This is a genomic window from Lactobacillus hamsteri DSM 5661 = JCM 6256, from assembly GCF_000615445.1.
GTDB lineage: Bacteria > Bacillota > Bacilli > Lactobacillales > Lactobacillaceae > Lactobacillus > Lactobacillus hamsteri.
Genome location: NZ_BALY01000018.1, coordinates 18,340 through 37,297 on the forward strand (window position 1 = coordinate 18,340; position 18,958 = coordinate 37,297).

The 18,958-nt window shown below is 33.3% G+C and carries 17 protein-coding genes, 1 tRNA gene and 1 pseudogene; 13 read left to right on the forward strand and 6 right to left on the reverse strand.

Features of this window, described 5'->3' with window-relative positions; genetic code table 11:
• Window positions 1-275: 275 nt before the first annotated feature.
• The gene (locus JCM6256_RS05700; RefSeq protein ID WP_025080798.1) at window positions 276-1,970 is read left to right on the forward strand and encodes an aryl-sulfate sulfotransferase; all 1,695 of its coding nucleotides are present in this window, start codon (window positions 276-278) and stop codon (window positions 1,968-1,970) included.
• A 37-nt stretch (window positions 1,971-2,007) separates the two neighbouring features.
• Window positions 2,008-2,151 carry a hypothetical protein gene (locus JCM6256_RS10695; RefSeq protein ID WP_169787504.1) on the forward strand — a complete coding sequence of 48 codons (144 nt, stop codon included), beginning with the start codon at window positions 2,008-2,010 and terminating at the stop codon, window positions 2,149-2,151.
• A 50-nt stretch (window positions 2,152-2,201) separates the two neighbouring features.
• Here the strand turns inward: JCM6256_RS10695 and JCM6256_RS05710 are convergent, their stop codons facing one another.
• Together JCM6256_RS05710 and JCM6256_RS05715 are read right to left on the reverse strand one after the other, a co-directional pair.
• Window positions 2,202-2,534 carry a pyridoxamine 5'-phosphate oxidase family protein gene (locus tag JCM6256_RS05710; protein ID WP_025080799.1) on the reverse strand — a complete coding sequence of 111 codons (333 nt, stop codon included), beginning with the start codon at window positions 2,532-2,534 and terminating at the stop codon, window positions 2,202-2,204.
• Window positions 2,535-2,622: 88 nt separating this feature from the next.
• Window positions 2,623-4,242: a glycoside hydrolase family 13 protein gene (locus JCM6256_RS05715; RefSeq protein ID WP_025080800.1), complete on the reverse strand. Its 1,620-nt coding sequence runs from the start codon at window positions 4,240-4,242 to the stop codon at window positions 2,623-2,625.
• Window positions 4,243-4,414: 172 nt separating this feature from the next.
• Between JCM6256_RS05715 and JCM6256_RS05720 the strand changes: the two genes are divergently transcribed.
• Window positions 4,415-4,487, forward strand: a tRNA-His gene (locus tag JCM6256_RS05720).
• 152 nt (window positions 4,488-4,639) lie between these two features.
• Here the strand turns inward: JCM6256_RS05720 and tpx are convergent.
• A complete protein-coding gene (gene tpx, locus JCM6256_RS05725; RefSeq protein WP_025080801.1) occupies window positions 4,640-5,134 on the reverse strand; it encodes a thiol peroxidase in 495 nt (164 codons plus the stop codon).
• Between the two features lie 200 nt (window positions 5,135-5,334).
• On the opposite strand from tpx, the gene JCM6256_RS05730 reads away from it, so the two are divergent.
• The 4 genes from JCM6256_RS05730 to JCM6256_RS05745 all read left to right on the forward strand — a co-directional run bounded on the left by JCM6256_RS05730 (window position 5,335) and on the right by JCM6256_RS05745 (window position 8,018).
• The gene (locus JCM6256_RS05730) at window positions 5,335-5,949 is read left to right on the forward strand and encodes a sugar O-acetyltransferase (protein ID WP_025080802.1); all 615 of its coding nucleotides are present in this window, start codon (window positions 5,335-5,337) and stop codon (window positions 5,947-5,949) included.
• 16 nt (window positions 5,950-5,965) lie between these two features.
• Window positions 5,966-6,829, forward strand: coding sequence for an NAD(P)-dependent oxidoreductase (locus tag JCM6256_RS05735; RefSeq protein WP_025080803.1), 864 nt, complete (start codon window positions 5,966-5,968; stop codon window positions 6,827-6,829).
• A 312-nt stretch (window positions 6,830-7,141) separates the two neighbouring features.
• Window positions 7,142-7,609 (forward strand): N-acetyltransferase, encoded by a 468-nt coding sequence (locus tag JCM6256_RS05740; RefSeq protein ID WP_051545881.1) that lies wholly within the window; start codon window positions 7,142-7,144, stop codon window positions 7,607-7,609.
• A gap of 103 nt (window positions 7,610-7,712) precedes the next feature.
• Window positions 7,713-8,018: a hypothetical protein gene (locus tag JCM6256_RS05745; protein WP_025080805.1), complete on the forward strand. Its 306-nt coding sequence runs from the start codon at window positions 7,713-7,715 to the stop codon at window positions 8,016-8,018.
• Between the two features lie 339 nt (window positions 8,019-8,357).
• Here JCM6256_RS05745 and JCM6256_RS09900 read toward each other — a convergent pair.
• Window positions 8,358-10,293, reverse strand: a pseudogene (locus tag JCM6256_RS09900) (PTS sugar transporter subunit IIABC).
• 183 nt (window positions 10,294-10,476) lie between these two features.
• Between JCM6256_RS09900 and treR the strand changes: the two are divergent.
• Window positions 10,477-11,202, forward strand: a complete 726-nt coding sequence (treR, locus tag JCM6256_RS05755) for a trehalose operon repressor (RefSeq protein WP_025080806.1) — start codon at window positions 10,477-10,479, stop codon at window positions 11,200-11,202.
• Between the two features lie 12 nt (window positions 11,203-11,214).
• Window positions 11,215-12,876 (forward strand): alpha,alpha-phosphotrehalase, encoded by a 1,662-nt coding sequence (treC, locus tag JCM6256_RS05760; RefSeq protein ID WP_025080807.1) that lies wholly within the window; start codon window positions 11,215-11,217, stop codon window positions 12,874-12,876.
• Window positions 12,877-12,914: 38 nt separating this feature from the next.
• On the opposite strand, the gene JCM6256_RS05765 is transcribed toward treC, so the two are convergent.
• Entirely contained in the window at window positions 12,915-13,445 is a 531-nt protein-coding gene (locus JCM6256_RS05765) for a dihydrofolate reductase family protein (RefSeq protein WP_025080808.1), read from the reverse strand.
• Window positions 13,446-13,609: 164 nt separating this feature from the next.
• Here JCM6256_RS05765 and JCM6256_RS05770 point away from each other — a divergent pair, with 164 nt between their 5' ends.
• Entirely contained in the window at window positions 13,610-15,349 is a 1,740-nt protein-coding gene (locus JCM6256_RS05770; protein WP_025080809.1) for a 1-deoxy-D-xylulose-5-phosphate synthase, read from the forward strand.
• Between the two features lie 64 nt (window positions 15,350-15,413).
• On the opposite strand, the gene JCM6256_RS05775 is transcribed toward JCM6256_RS05770, so the two are convergent.
• A complete protein-coding gene (locus JCM6256_RS05775; protein WP_035438361.1) occupies window positions 15,414-16,967 on the reverse strand; it encodes an SH3-like domain-containing protein in 1,554 nt (517 codons plus the stop codon).
• A 173-nt stretch (window positions 16,968-17,140) separates the two neighbouring features.
• Here JCM6256_RS05775 and JCM6256_RS05780 point away from each other — a divergent pair, with 173 nt between their 5' ends.
• The 3 genes from JCM6256_RS05780 to JCM6256_RS05790 all read left to right on the forward strand — a co-directional run bounded on the left by JCM6256_RS05780 (window position 17,141) and on the right by JCM6256_RS05790 (window position 18,816).
• A complete protein-coding gene (locus tag JCM6256_RS05780; protein WP_025080811.1) occupies window positions 17,141-17,659 on the forward strand; it encodes a GNAT family N-acetyltransferase in 519 nt (172 codons plus the stop codon).
• Window positions 17,660-17,777: 118 nt separating this feature from the next.
• Window positions 17,778-17,945, forward strand: coding sequence for a hypothetical protein (locus JCM6256_RS10600; protein ID WP_155833166.1), 168 nt, complete (start codon window positions 17,778-17,780; stop codon window positions 17,943-17,945).
• 151 nt (window positions 17,946-18,096) lie between these two features.
• Window positions 18,097-18,816, forward strand: coding sequence for a matrixin family metalloprotease (locus tag JCM6256_RS05790; RefSeq protein WP_025080812.1), 720 nt, complete (start codon window positions 18,097-18,099; stop codon window positions 18,814-18,816).
• The last annotated feature ends 142 nt before the right edge of the window (window positions 18,817-18,958 follow it).

Sequence of the window (18,958 nt, forward strand, 5' to 3'; positions counted from 1 at the left end):
CTGTTTTTGCATTAGAAATGCATATCCTTGGTAAGTTTGAATTTGTAGGGTTTTATGTTTGTAGTTTTAATGGCTGCTCCCAGTTTTTTATTAGTTACGATGCCAATCTTTTTTAGATTTTCGTTATTGAGTGATGATGAAGCTAAAAAGAAAACTTAGTGTAGATATGATTATTCAATAAATCTTATTAAGTTTTTGTTAATGAGGTGCTACAATTTTGCGATCAACTATATTTTTTATATAAAATATATGAAAACGCTTGAAAGGAGAGAATCTTGAAAAAAAGAAAAAATATTATTACTTTAGTAGCAGCTGTAACTTTGGGAACTTCTTGCATAACGATTTTTCCGAATCGTTCACAGACTGTTTTAGCTGAGAAAAATAATAATGCTAAAAAGACGAAGCTTAGTGATAAGCAAATTATAAAAAATTTGGGTGTTCAAGCTGTTTCAAATACTGAAAACGATAAATTGACACAAAAATATGCGGATATTGTTAAAGAAAGAAATTATACATGGGAGAATCCTTACATAAAAGTAAATCCTTATGAAAATTCTCCTTTAACAGCCCTAATGATTTTTCATACTGATACACCAACTGAAATTTCTTATGAAGTAGTTGGAAAAACGGCAAATACATCGATTAAAAATACGGTTTCAGGCTATCAGACTGATCATCAAATACCTATTGTTGGATTGTATGCAGGGTACGATAATGATGTAAAAATCACCATGACCGATCAAAATGGTAATCAACAAGTTAAAACTGTAAAAATAAAAACAATTAATTTGCCTCGTTGGATAAAAACTACCAAGATTTCAGTATCGAAAAATGATAAGTCTAAGATGAACATCGGAGATAATGAACTTACTGTTTTAAATAGAACGACTAAGCAGACTTTCGCAGTTGATGCTGATGGCCAAGTTCGTTGGTATTATTTACGTTGGAATGAGCATATTTTTGAACAGTTGAAAAATGGACATATCTTGCTTTTTAATAAAATTAAAAGTGGAGATTCTAAGTATAATATGTTAGTTGAAACAGATTATCTAGGAAGAATTTATCATCAATATAAATTTGATAAAAACTTAGGCGGGAGCTATTATGGAACCGCTGGGGTATCAATGGTTCACCACGATGTAGCAGAAATGCCAAACGGTAATTGGTTGTTAACTGTTAATGATGGAAGCAAATATGTTGAAGATACGATCGCTGAATTAAATCCTAATACTGGAAAAATTGAAAAAGTTATTGATTTTAAGAAGATTTTTCCTTCAGATATGTATGCCAAAAGTACTATAAAGGCCGCTGATCAAGCAACGTCAGGTTTAGGATTAATGGATTGGTTACATATAAATTCTATAGACTATGATCCGGAAACTAATAATGTTTTATTTTCAGCTCGTAATCAAGATATGATTTGGTCAATGAATTATAAGACTAATAAGTTAAATTGGATATTTACTAATAAGCCAGCTTCAAAATGGCCATCTTCGTATCGAAAATATTTATTAAAGCCAACTTCTGGAACTAAATATCCAGGTGGACAGCATGGTGTTTATATATTAAGCAAAAAAGGTTCAACAATGAGAGTTCTGCTTTATGATAATAATATTGCTGTTACTAATGGAGATAAGGCACAAAGTAAAAAGTTTTCTGTTGCCACGGAATATGAAATTAATACTTCTAAGAAATCTATTAAAGAAGTCTGGAGCTATGGTAAATCTTTGGGTGCAGCTAATTTTACAGCCGTAATTGGTTATGCACAAAGATTAGCTAATGGAAATACTTTAATCGATTTTGGATTTAAAGATAATGGAAATCAGAGTAATATTATTGAGGTAGATAAAAACGGTAAACAAGTTTTCAATATGACTACGTATAATAGTGTAGAGAATAAAACTTATGTATATCGTGCATATAGAATGAAATTCTATCCTAAAGAATATGTTTTTAATGCGTTGAATTAATTATATATTTTGCATAACAAAATTTGAGGAATTTTATATGAAAAAATTTGCTAAATTAAGTGCTGGTGCGTTGTTTGTTAGTCTTTTTGCTTTATTTGTAGGTAAAAAGTTAGATGATAAAATTGTTAATGACCGTTATGATGAGAGCAAAGATCGTGGCGTTGATTCAATATATAAATAATATATAAAGAAAAAGCATCCCAAACGGGATGCTTTTTTGATTGAATTTAACTATTCATCAATTTCCTCAACTGTAATGGTAACAGGGTACCAGCCGTTTTCATCTTTATCATGAACTTCTGCAGTACCGATTACACGTACATTAGTATGTGAAGGCTTGTCAGCAACTACAACCGCAACTTTTGAACCATTCTTGATGTTTTCAAAAGCATGTGCTTGAGTCTTTTCAAGGTAAGTTAAGTGACTTTCATCTTGAACCTTCATTGATTGCTTAGGACCAACTTGTGGCATACCGTCTTTATCTACAGTTGCTAAGAAGGCTAAATGAGTAGCGAAAAATTCTTGTTGTTCTTCCGTAAGTTTTGTTGAATCTAATTTTTTCATAGGATTAATTTCCCTTTCTACATTTATCTGTTGTTTATTTGATTATACATTGTGAGCTCTTAAAAAGTAAAATAAATTGCTTCATATACTATTTAATAACAACAGCAAAAGCCTCATAAGGTTTTAAATCAATATTTTTTAAATTGTCATGTGTATCATAATTGCTGATAAGTTCTGTTTCAACTTTATCATTAGAAGAGAAGTGTTGATTTTCGCCGGATAAATTTGCGACAACTAACCATTTTTGATCATTGAGCTTACGGTAATAAGCCAAAACTGCGTCGCCAATATTAGGAACTAATTCAAAATCTCCGTCAACAACAATATCATTCTCATGTCGCAATTTTATCAGTTTTTGATAAGCGTAGAAAATTGAATTAGAGTCTTTTAATGCGGCTTCAACGTTAATTTCTTTATAATTATGGTTTACTTTAAGCCATGGGTTACCAGTGGTAAAGCCCGCATTTTCCTTATCGTTCCATTGAATAGGTCTGCGGGCATTGTCCCGTCCTTTAACGTTAATAGAGTGAATTAATTCTTCCTTAGTGTAGCCTAGTTTAATACGTTCATTGTACATATTAATACTTTCGATATCTTCTACTTCATTAATATCTTTTACAGGACAATTAGTCATACCAATTTCTTCGCCGTTATAAATATAAGGAGTACCATGCATTAAGTGAAGAACAATTGCAAACATTTTAGCACATTGCACTCTATATTCTTTATCATTACCCCAGCGTGAAATTACGCGGGGAATATCATGATTTTCCCAGAAAAGACTATTCCAAGCATGATCAAAATCAATTTGGGTTTGCCATTTTACTAATACTTTCTTTAATTTACCTAAATCCAGTTTACGCAAATCCCATTTTTCTTTACCAGGTTGTTGGTCCAATGATTGATTTTCGAATTGGAAAACCATAGATAACTCATGACGATCAGGATCTGAATATTCTTCAGCAATCTTTGGCGTGGCATTCCATGTTTCGCCGACTGTCATTAAAACTTTGTCTCCAAAAGTATTTCTATTCATTTCTTGAAGGTAAGGATGAAGCATTGGGCCATTTTCACGGATTCCCTTGTCAGGCTCTTTACCAATTAATTCAATAACGTCCATTCGAAAGCCGCCAATACCTTTATTAATCCAAAAATTCATCATATCGTAAATTTTGTGACGAAGTTCAGGATTTTGCCAATTCAAATCGGGCTGTTGGTCAGCAAAAAAGTGTAAGTAATATTGACCAGTTTCTTCGTCAAATTTCCAAGCTGAACCAGAAAAGGCAGACTTTAAATTATTAGGTTCATGCCCATTAACAGGATCACGCCAAATATAATAATCACGATACGGATTGTCCTTGCTCTTGCGAGATTCTACAAACCATTTATGTTGATCAGACGTATGGTTAACAACTAGATCCATTACAATTCGAATATGATGTTTTTTAGCTTCAGAAATCAGCTCTTCCATATCAGCCATTGTGCCATATTGAGGATCAATAGCTTCATAGTCTGAAATATCATAACCGTTATCAATTTGGGGTGATTGATAGACGGGGGAAAGCCAAATGGCATCAATACCTAGTTTTTCTAAATATCCTAAACGTGAAGTGATACCTTTAAGATCGCCAATACCGTCACCGTTACTGTCTTGAAAAGATTTTGGATAAACTTGATAAACAGCAGCTTTTTTCCACCAAGGTGTCATACAAATGTCCTCCTTGTAAATATTTATTATTCTCAAGTATGATTATCCTAATTGTGTAAGCGGTTTACAAGTATATCTTAAATGTTATCGGTATCAAAATTAAATTTATTATTTTAAAAAATTACTAGCTTTGTGCGGATATATTTATTATAATAGATATGTTCGCGTGATGGCGGAATTGGTGAAGGGGTTAACACACCGGTTTGTGGATCCGGCATACATGGGTTCGAATCCCATATTCCGCCCTATATTTATAAAAGCATAGGTCTTAACAGATCTATGCTTTTTGTTTTGCTATAATAAAATTCAGATCTTAATGATGGGTTACTAAATCTAAAATACATTAATTTAAATAAAAAAGATAAGATATCAGTAAATCTCATCTTCAATATATTTTTTAATTTAGTTCTTTTAATTGATCTAAGGCCTTTTCATAATCAGGCTCATCGGTAATTTCGTCTACAATTTGTCGATAAACAATTTTACCATTCTTGTCTAGGACCCAAACTGAGCGGGCTAAGATTCCCATTGTTGGAATTAATAACTTGCTAGTTTTTCCAAAAGAACCTTCAGTATCAGAAACAAGTTGCATGTTCTTTACGTTTTCTGCAGCGCACCAATTTTGTTGTTCTGCAACTGTATTAGTAGAGATCGTCAAAAAATTGACGCCAGGGTATTCATCCATCTTTTGATTAAATTTTTTAGTTTGAATACTACATACAGACGTATCAATGTCAGGAACTACACTTATTAGAGTTGGCTTTCCGTGTAAATCTTTGGAATCTACACGTTTATTTTCTTTATTAATTACGTAAAAATCATCAAATTGATCATTAACGTTAGCTGGATCACCGATTAATTCAGTAGTTTTTCCTTTAAAAGTAACTTTCATTATATGTCCCTCCTTATTAATGGTTGTCATTTTAATAGTTAGTATAGCAAAAGCGGAGGATATAATTAAATAATTAGCTCAATTTTTGATAATTTCTTTAGTTAAATGTTTGTTAATTTTCGTATGAAATCAATGAATAGACAACTCTTTTTTCGGTATAATAACCATATATGTAAGCGTAAACACTGAGAGGTAATACAATGGAAGAAAATACTAAAAATATGTTAGCGGGAAAGCCTTATCGCCCTGATACCGAAGAATTATGTAAAATTTCAAGATTAGCTCATCGTCTTTGTCGAGATTATAATATGCTCGCTGATACTGATAAAGAAGAGCGTAACGCAATTATTGATCGCCTTTTTCCTGAGCATGGGAGGGGTGTATATTTGCAAGGACCAATTCAAATCGATTACGGTCAATTTACTAAATTAGGTAATAATTTTTATGCTAACTTTAATTTCACAGTTCTAGATACTTGTCCTGTTACAATTGGCGATAATGTAATGTGTGGTCCAAATGTTACTTTAGCTACACCACTTCATCCACTTCTTGCTGAACAAAGAAATGCTAGAATGCAAAAAGATGGTAAGTTTGCAGATATTGAATATGGTGCGCCGATAAAAATCGGTAATAATTGCTGGCTTGCAAGTAATGTTACGATTTGCTCAGGAGTAACAATTGGTGATGGCTGTGTAATCGGAGCAGGAGCAGTTGTTACTAGAGATATGCCAGCAAATTCACTTGTTTTAGGTGTTCCAGCAAGAGCCGTTCGTAAGTTAACTGAGGCTGATCGAATTAAAGATTGGCCATATTAATATAGAAGGAAAAATTATGAAAATAGGATTTATTGGCACTGGCGTGATGGGGTCAGGTGTGATTGAAAATTTGTTAAAGCATAAGAAGGAAGTTTACGTTTTTAATCGTACTAAAGCTCATGCGCAAAAAGTTATTGATAAGGGCGCAAAATGGGTTGATTCACCCATGAAGATAGCCGAAAAAGCCGATGTTGTCTTTACAATGGTCGGTTTTCCTCAAGATGTTGAAGAAGTTTATTTTGGTGAAAATGGTTTGTTTAAGACCGCACATTCTGGTCAATATTTGATTGATATGACAACTAGCAAGCCAAGCTTAGCTAAAAAAATTGGTGAATTTGGTGAAAAGAATGGTATTCACATTTTAGATGCGCCAGTTTCGGGTGGCGATATTGGCGCAAAAAAGGGCACTTTAACTGTTTTTGTTGGTGGAAAAGAATCTGATCTCAAGCAATTGACGGATATTTTCTCTGATTTTAGTAAGGAAGTTAATTACTTTGGCGACTATGGTAGTGGTCAAAATGCCAAAATGGCTAATCAAATTATGATTGCCGGAACAATGACAGGCATGACTGAAATGCTTGTTTACGCGAAAAAAGCTAATTTAGATTTAGAGCAAATCTGTCATACTTTGCAAGGTGGCGCTGCGGAAAACTTTAGTTTAGGTAGTTATGGTCCACGTATTTTAAAGAATGATTATACGCCAGGCTTTTTTGCTAAGCACTTTTTGAAAGATTTACGTATTGCTCTTGAAGAAGCTGATGAAATGAAAATCGATTTACCAGCGACTAAACTTGCTAAACAACTTTATGAAGAATTAGTTGATGAAAAAGGTTTGGGTAATGACGGTACTCAAGCACTAATTAAGTTATGGTGGAAATAAATATATTAATTGAAATATAAATAAAAAAAAGAGAGGTCATAACAATGTCATTAAGTTAAGACATTAACAAGTAAAAGTCACTTTTAGAGATCGAATTATTTGGATTCGATCTCTTTTTCTACGTAAAGTCAAGTACCATAAGTTATTTGACTTTTATTTTTGATTAGATTCTTTAACTTTCAAATTGAAAAATCATTCAAGTGTTAAAATCTAAATTTGGCCATATACAATAGAAACTAAATTAGACATGAATGGAGAAAATAAATATTAATCTACGTTAGAAAAGCTATTAAAAATGATCTTGATCAGATCATGCCGATCATTGCTGATGCCAAAAAATTCTTGAAAGAAACAGGTAGTCCCCAATGGCAAAGTGATTATCCAAATATTGAAACGATCGCTGCTGGTATTGCGGCAGAAGTAGGTTATGATTTATGCGTTGATCACCAGGTGGCAGGTTATGCAGCTGCCATTGCTGGAATTGAACCGACTTATCAAGTGATCGATGGTGCGTGGACAAATGAGCAAGATCCTTATATGACGATTCACCGTATGGCTTTGAGTAGTCATTATCGCGGGCTGCACTTAGCTAACTTTTTCTTCTCCAATATGATTTCACTTCAAGCGGCTAACGGCATTCATAATTTTAGAATTGATACTTTTAAAAAGAATGCCGTCATGCAACACTTAGCCATCAGTAATGGTTTTGTCGAACGCGGAACGATTCAAGTCGATGATCCAATCGATCCATCCCGGATTGCATATGAATTAAATCTTTAATGAAAAGGCTTACTATAAAGCCTTTTTTCTTTTGTTTCATTCGTCTTTCATGCTATACTTATAAAAACATGACACAATGTCACTGATTGAGAAAGGATACAGTATGATAGATAGTACAAAGTTTCGTCCAGGTACAATTGTTAAAACTCACTTTTCTAGGAAAAGATATTTAGTAATTTCAACACCTGTAGTGGTGAGAGCCATTCAGGTATTGATCAAGGCTGTACCAATTGCGGAAAAGATTGATAGTGACGCATGTAAAACTGGTCATCACTTATTGATGCCAAGCAATGCTAAAACTAAAGGAACAATCTGTCTTCACATGCAGGATACCCTTAACTGCGATCAACTGGAATTTGTTGAGCGATTGAACGATAGCTTAGCAGATTACGTTGTCCAAAACACGTAAATAAGCAAAAAGAGGAAAAGCCTGATCACAATGTCATTAAGTTAAGACATTGACAAATTCAGTTGCTTTTATAGAACTCAAATCTTGATTGATTTGAGTTCTTTTTTCTACATAGAGTCAAGCACAATAAGGTGTTTGGCTTTATTTTTTTGCCCACTTTTATAAAACTATAGTTTCATCTTAGCATAAGTAGAAAAAATTTTATGATTAATAAAAGTGCGACACTAAAAACCTTGAATTTAAAAATAGAAAATGGTAGGGCAACTAAATATTCACAAAATAGATAAACTAAAAGGTCTAGAGTAATTGCTCTAGACCCTTTTTAATATTTAAATTATTTTACTTAGTACCTGGGCGTTGTTTCTTAGCAACTTTTTTGCCCATAGTCATATTGTCATTGTAGCCCCATACCCAAGTTGCGATGAAGGCAACAACAATTGAAACAGCACTGGCAATGAGGAAGGCGTAGAAACTGTTTAAATCAGTTGGATTCTTAGGATTGAAGAAACTTGAGAATCCGATTAAGCCACCTGTGAAGCCGAACATTGTTCCGTGCATAAGGCCTGTTACAAGACCACCAAATGCTGAACCGATACAACCTGAAGCAAAGACCTTCTTGTATCTTAAGTTAATACCGTAAATAGCAGGCTCAGTAACACCGCAGAATGCTGAAATTGCAGCTGCGATACCTAATTCTTTCATGTCAGCTTTCTTTGATTTAACGGCAACAGCCAATACAGCTGCACCTTGAGCAACCATTGTTGAGCAAATAATTGCGTTCAATGCACTTTGACCTGTTCCGGCAATTTGTTGAGCGACCAAAGGAACCACTCCCCAATGAAGACCGAAGATAACCAATAATTGGTAGAAAGCACCAATGATAAGACCACCAACCCAGCCAGAAGCTGATACTAACCAGTTAATGAAGACAGCAATTCCGTTAGCTGCGCCTTGAATAACTGGACCTGTAATTACCAAAGTAATTGTTGAAACAACTAAAATCGTAATTAATGGAACGAAAATCATTTGCAAGTAACTTGGTAAAACCTTCTTAAGCCATTGCTCACATTTAGCGGCAAGCCATGCGGCTAAGATCATTGGGAAGATTGAATAGCTGTAGTTTAGGAATTGGAAATTCCAAGAACCTAGGCTAAACATTGTCTTGAATCCTTGTCCCCAAGTAATCATTTGAGTAGGTAAGGAAGCCCCCGATTACAGCTGCGATAATTGGATCGCTATTTAACCGTTTAGCAGCACTAAATCCAACAATTACAGGAAGGAAGAAGAATGCTGAATCAGCCATTGCACTAACAGTGATATAAATAGGACTTTTTACATTAAGCAAAGCACCTAGTTGAGGCAAAGTTAATAATGCCAAAAGACCTTTGATAATACCTGAAGCAGCAATTACACCAATGACTGGACTCATTGACCCGGTAATAAAACCAATCAAATTACCAAATGCTTTAGAAATTGGATTGCGATTATCATTTTCATTATTAGTTGGTTGAGGCGCATCACTATCTCTTAATTCTGGCAATTGCTTCATTACAGCATCAAATACGTTAGTAACTTCATTGCCGATAACAACTTGATATTGACCGCCAGCATGCATAACATCTAAGATTCCACGCTGATTCTTAAGAATATCGTCGTTGGCCTTGCTTTCATCCTTTAGATAGAAGCGAAGACGAGTAATACAGTGAACTAAATTATTGATATTTTCTTTGCCACCAACATTTTTAATAATAAATGTTGCAAGTTCATCATATGAAAGTTTCTTACTTGGATCAGCTTCTTCAGCTGTCTTTAAATAAGCGTGAGCAACAACATCACCAGTTTTTGCTGGGCCTTCGCTAACATCTAATCCATCAATTTTATCATTAGAGTTAGTAATTAAAACCATGATTGTTGTATCAAGATTTTTACTTTTAATAAAATCAAGATCCATAGTAGCAATGTCTTGACCAGCTTCAACATATGAATCGTTCTTTACTAAAACTTCGAACGGTTCACCCTTAAGGCCAACGGTGTCGACACCCATGTGAACTAAAACTTCAAGTCCTTCGTCAGTGGTAATTCCAATTGCATGTTTTGTTTCGGCAATCATTGAAATTTTACCGCTAACTGGAGCAACAACTTCACCATCGGAAGGGGTAAGACCAAAGCCTTGACCCATAGTTCCTTTACTAAAAATTGGATCACTTGTCTTGCTCAAGGCAATAACTTCGCCATTTGCAGGAGCAAGAACTGAAATTTCGTTTTTCTCTGTCATAGCTTTTTCTCCTATAAAGCGTTTTCATTCGATTCACCAATTATATTAAACTTGTCTATACATGTTGTCAATATATTTTTTGAAAAAGGTTACATTCGCTATAAAATAATAATTTAAATTTTCTCTTTACTTGTCTAGACAAATATGAATATAATAAAGTCGTGTTAAGAAAGGAAAGATATTATGGCTGAATCAAAGTCCGATATTATCGCTCAAGATATAGCAGCGAAAATTCAACATCATCAATTTAAAGCAGGCGAATTCCTTCCAAGTGAGAGTCAATTAACTACTTTATATGGTTCCTCGCGTGAGACTGTACGAAAGGCTTTGAATCAATTGACAGCATTAGGTTTAATTCAAAAGATTAGAGGAAAAGGATCTATAGTATTAAATTTAGAAAAATATTCTTTTCCTATTTCAGGAATTTCTAGTTTCGCTGAATTAAATAAGTCGCTTGGGATGCATGCCCAAACTAAGGTGATAACCTTAAAGAAAATGGCAGATATGCCAGAACTTTTTAAAGAAAAATTCCCTGAACAAAAAAAGCAAGCTGGATTCTATCTTGAAAGATTGCGAATGGTTAATGATGAGCCAGCCGTGCTTGATTGTGACTATTTATTTACTCCGCCAATTAATGATTTGCCAAAGGAAGCTGCAGAAAGATCTATCTATGATTACATTGAAAATGAATTGAAATTAGATATTTCATACGCCACTAAGGTAATTACGGTGGAAAAGATTAATAATGATTTTCAAAAATTGCTTCAGCTTGATGATAGTTTAGCTGTATTAGTTGCTAGTCATAATTTCTTAAGTGATACGACTTTATTTCAGTTAACTTTGTCTTTCCATAATCCACAAAAATTTAAGTTTACTGATTTTGCTAGAAGACAAAAGATTAAGTTATAGGAGAAAAAAACGATGACAGATTTAGGCAAGAAAGTTATCTACCAAATTTATCCAAAGTCTTTTTATGATTCAAATGGTGACGGAATCGGTGATATTCCTGGTATTATTCAAAAGATTGATTATATCAAGAAACTTAATGTTGATATGATTTGGTTCAATCCATTTTTTGTATCACCACAAAGAGACAATGGTTATGATATTGCCAATTATTACGAAATAGACCCTCGTTTTGGCACAATGGACGACTTTGAAGAACTTGTTAAAAAACTTAAAGAAATTCATGTTGGCGTAATGCTGGATATGGTTTTAAATCACTGTTCAACTGATAATGAATGGTTCCAAAAGGCTTTAGCCGGCGATGAAAAATACCGTAAATTTTTCTACTTAAGAAAGGCTAAAGCAGACGGCAGTTTACCTAACAATTGGCAAAGCAAGTTTGGTGGTCCGGCTTGGGCAAAATTTGGTGATACTGATTATTATTACTTGCACCTTTATGATCCTTCTCAAGCCGATCTTGATTGGCATAACCCTGAAGTTAGAAAAGAATTATTTAAAGTAATTAATTTCTGGCGTTCAAAAGGCGTACAAGGCTTCAGATTTGATGTAATCAATGTAACTGGTAAATCCGAAAAGTTGGTTGATTCGACGGACCCAATTGAAGAAAAGAAACTTTATACGGATACGCCAGTTGTTCATGAATATTTGAAAGAAATGAATGCTGCAAGTTTTGGTCAAGATCCAGATAGCGTAACGGTTGGTGAAATGTCATCAACAACTATTCCTAATTCAATTGAATATTCTAAGCCAAGTGAACATGAATTATCGATGGTCTTTACTTTCCATCATTTAAAAGTGGATTATAAGAATGGTGAAAAATGGTCAAAGATGCCATTTGATTTTATGAAGTTAAAGCAGCTTTTCACTGAATGGCAAGAAAAAATGGATCAAGGTGGTGGTTGGAATGCCTTGTTCTGGAATAACCATGATCAACCTTGGGCTTTAACTCGTTTTGGTAATACTGGCAAATATCGTGAAAAATCAGCTGAAATGCTCGCTACTGCAACCCACTTTATGCGGGGAACACCATATATTTACATGGGTGAAGAACTGGGAATGATTGATCCCAATTATGCTTCAATGGATAATTATATTGATGTTGAAGCTAAAAATGCCTTTAATGAATTGATGGAAAAAGGCATGAGTGATGATGAAGCCTTTGATATTGTTAAGACAAAAGCTAGAGATAATTCTCGTGTGCCAATGCATTGGGATGATACTGAATATGCTGGCTTCAGTACGGTTAAGCCATGGCTAATGCCAATGGATCAAGATCGCATTAATGTAAAAGATGAACTTGATCATGGTGAAATTTTTAATTACTATCAAAAGTTAATTAAGTTGCGTAAGAGTGAAGCATTAATTTCTGACGGTCATATTAAGATGTTCTTGAAAGATGATCCGCAAATTTTTGCTTATGAACGCTTCTTAGAAGATAGTGATGAAAAATTGCTCGTCTTTACTAATTTCTATGGTAAAGAACATGAGGCTGAACTTCCAAAAGAATATCAGGGTAAGAAGTATCAGGTTTTGCTAAGCAACTATGAGCAAGATAGTGATACTTTAAACGAGAAAATTAGTTTGAGACCTTATGAAGCTTTAGCAATTAAAATATAACAAAAAAAGCAGTTGTTCGTTAAAACAACTGCTTTTTCCTATCTGCGTTCATAAACTACTTCAACAATTCCATTGTAATTTTTAGTGGAAATTAAAGTTAATTTTTTCTCTTCTGGTAATTTGTCAAAAAGCTTAATTCCATCCCCTAAAAGAGTAGGAATGATAGAAATATAGTATTTATCAATAACATTAGCTTTCAAAAGTTGATTAATAAGATTGGCTCCGCCACAAATCCAAATATTTTTCCCATCTTTATTTTTTAATTTATTTAATAATGCTATAGGATCTTGACTAGTGAAAGTAATATTTTTAGAAGATTTTTTGGTGTGATGTGTAAATACATAAGAATAAAGATCACCGTAAGGCCAGTTGTTTGGTGCAAGTTCAGTAATAATTTGATGATAGGTATTCCATCCCATGAGAACAGTATCAATATTTTTTATAAATTCGGAATAAGTATCGGCATTTTCACTATCTTTACTTTGTCCGTTAAGCCAATCGACGTTTCCATTTTCATCTGCAATATAACCATCTAAGCTCATTGCGATGAATAAAATTGTTTTTCTCATTATAATAAATACCTTTCATTAATTAGAATTTGAATAATAATATTATAGCTTTTGGTTATAGTTAAGTCTCAAGTTTAAATATTTATAATTTTTAAAAAATTGATTTACAATAAGTAAGTACGTAAAATCGATAAATAAAAATTATGAATTGGAAGGAGCTTCTTATGAACAAGCATCCAGAATTTTTACTTAATAAAGTTAATGATCCAAAGGATTTAAAAAAGTTAAATCTTGACCAAATGAAGGAATTAGCTCAAGAAATTAGAACTTTAATTCTTGAAAAAGACGCCGCCGAAGGTGGTCACTTGGGCCCAGATTTAGGTATTGTTGAAGCGACTATTGCTTATCATTATGTTTTTGATGCACCTAAGGATAAGATTGTTTGGGACGTTTCTCACCAAACTTATCCTCATAAGATGTTGACGGGCAGAGCTTTGGCTTGGCTTGATCCAGATCATTATGAAGATGTAACTCCATACAGCAATCCTGATGAAAGTCCATATGATTATTACGCAGTTGGTCACACCTCAACTTCAATTGCTTTAGCAACAGGGATGGCTAAGGCACGTGATTTGATGGGTAACCATGAAAATATTATGGCTTTAATCGGTGACGGGTCAATGACAGGTGGATTGGCTTTTGAAGGCTTAAACAATGCCGCTATTGAAAAGCATAATCTTGTCGTTGTTGTAAATGACAACCAAATGTCAATTGATGAAAACGTTGGTGGTCTTGTTACTGCTTTGAAGAAATTACGTGATTCAAATGGCGAAACAAAGGAAAATCCATTTACTGCAGTGGGTTTTGATTATCGTTATGTTGCTGACGGTAATAATATTGAAGATATGATTGAAGCCTTCAAAGCTGTAAAAGACGTTGATCATCCAATTTTGCTTCACATTAATACTTTGAAAGGTAAAGGCTACCAACCTGCTATTGATAATGAAGAGGCTCACCACTGGGTAATGCCTTTTGATCTTAAAACTGATAAGACAACAGTTCCCGCAACTGAAGGACCAACTGCCAACTCTGTTGCTTTAGATGAAATTATTAAGCATATTAATAATGGCGAAAATATCATGGCAATTAATGCCGCTATTCCAGGTGTATTTGGCCTTGATAAGATAAAGAATGAATATCCAGACCATTACACTGATGTGGGTATTGCTGAACAGGAATCTGTTGCCTTTGCTGCCGGTTTCGCCAAGGAAGGCGCAGTTCCAGTTTTATTTGAAAATTCAACATTCTTACAACGTGCATTTGACCAATTATCACATGATGTTGCCGCAAATGATTTGCCAGTTGTGATGATGGTGGGCAATGGTGGTATCTCTGGAACTTCAAAGACTCACTTGGGTATTTTTGATCAAGTGATGATTTCTAATTTGCCTAACTGGATTTATTTAGCTCCAACAACTTTGAGTGAAGAAAAGGCAATGCTTGAGTGGGCAATTAAGCAAGGCAAGCATCCTGTAGCAATTAAAATGCCAACTAAGCCAGTTCCAGAAGGAGATTCTGTTGAAGCAAACTTTGATGAAATTAAGTATCAAATTAAGCCCGGTAAAAAAGTTGCGGTTATTGGCTTAGGTGACTTCTATGGTCTTGGTGAAAAGGTAGCAGATAAACTTGGTGCTACTTTGGTAAATCCTATTTCTGCCAATATTTTAGATAAAGAAACTCTCGATAAATTAGCTGCTGATCATGATGTAGTTGTAACCTTAGAAGATAACGCTCTTGATGGTGGTTTTGGTGAAAAAGTTGCCAGCTACTTAGGTGCAAAGACTAAAGTTTTGAACTTTGGTCAAAAGAGAACGTATACTGATCAAGTTCCACTTGAAGAAATTTACAAAGAAAATCATTTGACAGTTGATCAAATTATTGAAGATGTGAAGAACGTACTTTAATTAATAATAATTTTGATAAAAAATAAAAGATTAACCTCAATTGAACGAGAGAGGTTAATCTTTTTTAGTTTACTTTTAATAACTCAGGTCTACGAGCTAATTCAATATATGGTTGATTTTTTCTAATTGCGACGCCTTCAGTTTCTCTTAGAGTGTGGAAGTGATAATGCTTTAAAACTTTTCCGGAACGATTTACCATAAATAAATTATCATTGAAAGCTAAAAAGAAATGGTTATTGGCATAGGTAAATCCTTGAAGAGGTGATTGATTATTAACGAAATTAGATTGTGTTGCAGAAATTTCGGTCGGAGTCCAGGAATTACCTTGACGAGTTAAACGCCAATATTCATAACTAGTTTTGCTAGCATTATGAAAAACTGCATACATTAAGTGACTGTTAATTATATATGCGTTATGAAAATAACGTGGGAAGTAGCTTGAATGATTCCATACTTTCAGCGTCCATAAATGCTTTATCTGATAATTTTTGCGAGAAATTTGAAGAAGTATTTCTGAATTAGCAGAATTTGCTTCTTTATTATCGTTTGCTAAAACGTAGATATATTTTTTAGTCATTCCAAGTGATTGGCCATGACCTAAATTTAGATATGGTGAAACCGAAATATTTTGGGATGTCCTTTTAAAATCTGTCCAACTCATTGTTAATAGGTTTTGACTTTGAATAGGATCGATTAACTTGTTTAAATTGTAGGTCACTAAATGTCCGTGACTTGAATTGGGCTGACTAAAGTAAGAAACAAGTAAGTGATTATTAAATAAGTTTATACCTTCTGGGATAACGCCAACTTGATCTAACTCGCTGTTATCGTAGTAATCTAACAAATGAAAACGTGGTTGATAAAATCGTGTTTTCATCGTATGAGAATTATTCCCATTATATTTATTGATTTCAGTTTCAGGTTGATAACCATTTTCATAATTCCAATTTTTTGAAGAAGAGCGAGAGCTACCCGTAAAACTTTTGCTTTCTTTCGGTCCAGGAATAGGAATTTTATCTGCGACAGTGATACCTTCATTTAGGTTGTTTCTAACTTGGACATGAGCATAGGTCACTAGATTTTTATAATGAAAAGAAATTCTATAATTACCAGGTTCGGCCGAACTGATTTGGGATTGCGAAACTTTCACTTGATTTGGATTAATTAAAGTTCCATTTTTGTTTACTAGATAGGCAATCGCATCTTGGGTTGGAAAATTATAATAAGGATTTCTAACCAATGAAATATGCTTTGCTACTGATATTTCATTCCGTAAGAAAAATTTCTGATTTACCCAGCCGACTTTTCGACCATTCACATATAATTCATCAAATATTCCTTGTTTGGTTTTAGCAAATCTTTGTGATTGAAGTAAGCCGGTTTTGAAATATTTTGTTGAAGAAAAAGCATTTATACCACCGTTTTTTGAAATGTTGCGATAAATAGGAAAATCTTTTCTTCCAGCTAATTTAGTTTCTGTTTTGGGATAATCGCTTATTTGTGCGGGCTGAAGCACAATATCGCCGTTTTTTAATATATTGAATTTCTCGGGTAAAAAATATATACCTAAGCCAATAATGATTATTGATATAAATAGGAATTTAAAAAATCGTTTCATGTTTCTATTATTATCCTGTGAAGGAAAAATAGAATAATTAATGTGCAATATTTAGTGTTTTTTAATTATCAAAGGTAAAATTTAAACTTCAATTAGAAATTAAATACATAATAAAATGGCTAGAATGAGTTATACTTTGATTAATACTAAATATAAGTAAATAGGTGAAAATTATGCAAAAATTTACTCGTTTAGCTACGCAAGATGATATATCAAAAATTATGTTGATTGTTGAAGAAGCAAAGGACTTTTTGAAGAGATCCGGCTCAACTCAATGGCAAAATGGTTATCCAAATAAAAATAGTATTAAAGAAGATATTAAAAATAAAAATGGCTATGTTTTTATGGCTGGAGATCAAATAGCAGGTTATGCAGCTGTCATTGAAGGAATTGAACCTACATATGTAAAGATTAATGGTAGTTGGAAGAATGAACAAGATGAGTATGCAACTATCCATAGAATTTGCTTTTCTTCAAATTATCAAGGCCAAGGATTAGCAAAGATATTTATTTCTAATATTATTACTTTAAAATATGCGAATGGAATTAAAAATTTTAGGGTTGATACTCATCGTTTGAATGTTCCAATGCAAACTTTAGCTGAGCATAACGGTTTTGAGTACCGCGGTGTTATACAATGCGATGATGAAAAAGATCCTGATAGATTGGCATACGAGTTAAGTTTGCAATAAGAAAAGTTTTAAGAATATTTTAAGGTAAAAGCATTTACATTTACTAACAACTATATTGATGATATTTTATATACATAAAGAAAAAGTCAGATATAGATTAGCAAATGAGGTGTACATTATGACTAAATTCTTAATCCTTGGCGCCAGCTTAGCTGCAGTCGGAATTGTAAGATTAGCCCTTAAAGAAATTCAAGAAGTTTCAATTGAAAATGAATTTGAAACAGATGCCGAAACTGCTAGATTTAAAGCACAAACAATTGATATGAATCTCCCAAGTGGATATTAATTATTAATAATAGAAGAATAAAATTGTAAAAGCATTTGAAAATTCAAGTGCTTTTTTAATATCTTAATCGTTTATGTCTTGTGTAAGCAATAACTGCATTGACTTAACACCTATTTTTGTGATAATTATATGTATATAGATAGGTGATACAATGCAAATAGTAAATAGTTTTTTGAAAAAGTTACTCGTTGCCTCCATGCTTTTAGGGATTGGTGGTGGATTAATTGAGACTCCAAACTTAGGTCATCCTGAAGTTGAAGCGGCTAGTCATAAAAAGAGCACACATAAACGAGCTAAAAGAAAGACAAAGGCGAATAAGAAGACTAAAAAGCGCAAAAAAACTTCAAAAGCCAAAAAGTCTAAAAATCTTTTAAAAGTTGACGTAAAAAGTTCAACTGAGAATGCTAAAAGAAAGCTTATAACTCAAAATCATCAGGTTCCAGAAGCAACATATTATATTGCTATTAATAATGATAAAGATTATCAGGCTACTTTAGCTGCAATAGAAGCGTGGAATAAAACAGGTGTAATTAAGTTTAAAGAAACAACTGATTCTAAAAATGCATATGTATATATACATAATGCTAATTACGGTGATACAAGTTGGGCCGGAAAGGAAATAACATATACTAATCGTCGCAATAGAAATGAGCATAGATCTGAAATTAGAATCAATGACTATTTTACTCAAAAAGTAAGTAATTATATTACTATGGCCGTAATTGAACATGAATTAGGTCACTCGATTGGGTTGATGCACATTGATAGTCAACCATCCGTAATGAATTCTGTTGTTGATCCATCGACAACTGTTTATACAATTCAGCCGATTGATATTGAGATGGTAAGACAACTTTATGATGAAAAATAAACAGATAGGTAAGAATGTACACAATAGTTATTCTTGTCTATCTTTTTTTGTGTATCCCGCAATATCATTATATGAAAAATTATAAGTTAGCTTTTTTCCATAAACCTTTTCATAGGCAAATTTCTTTTGTTTAAAGTCCTTT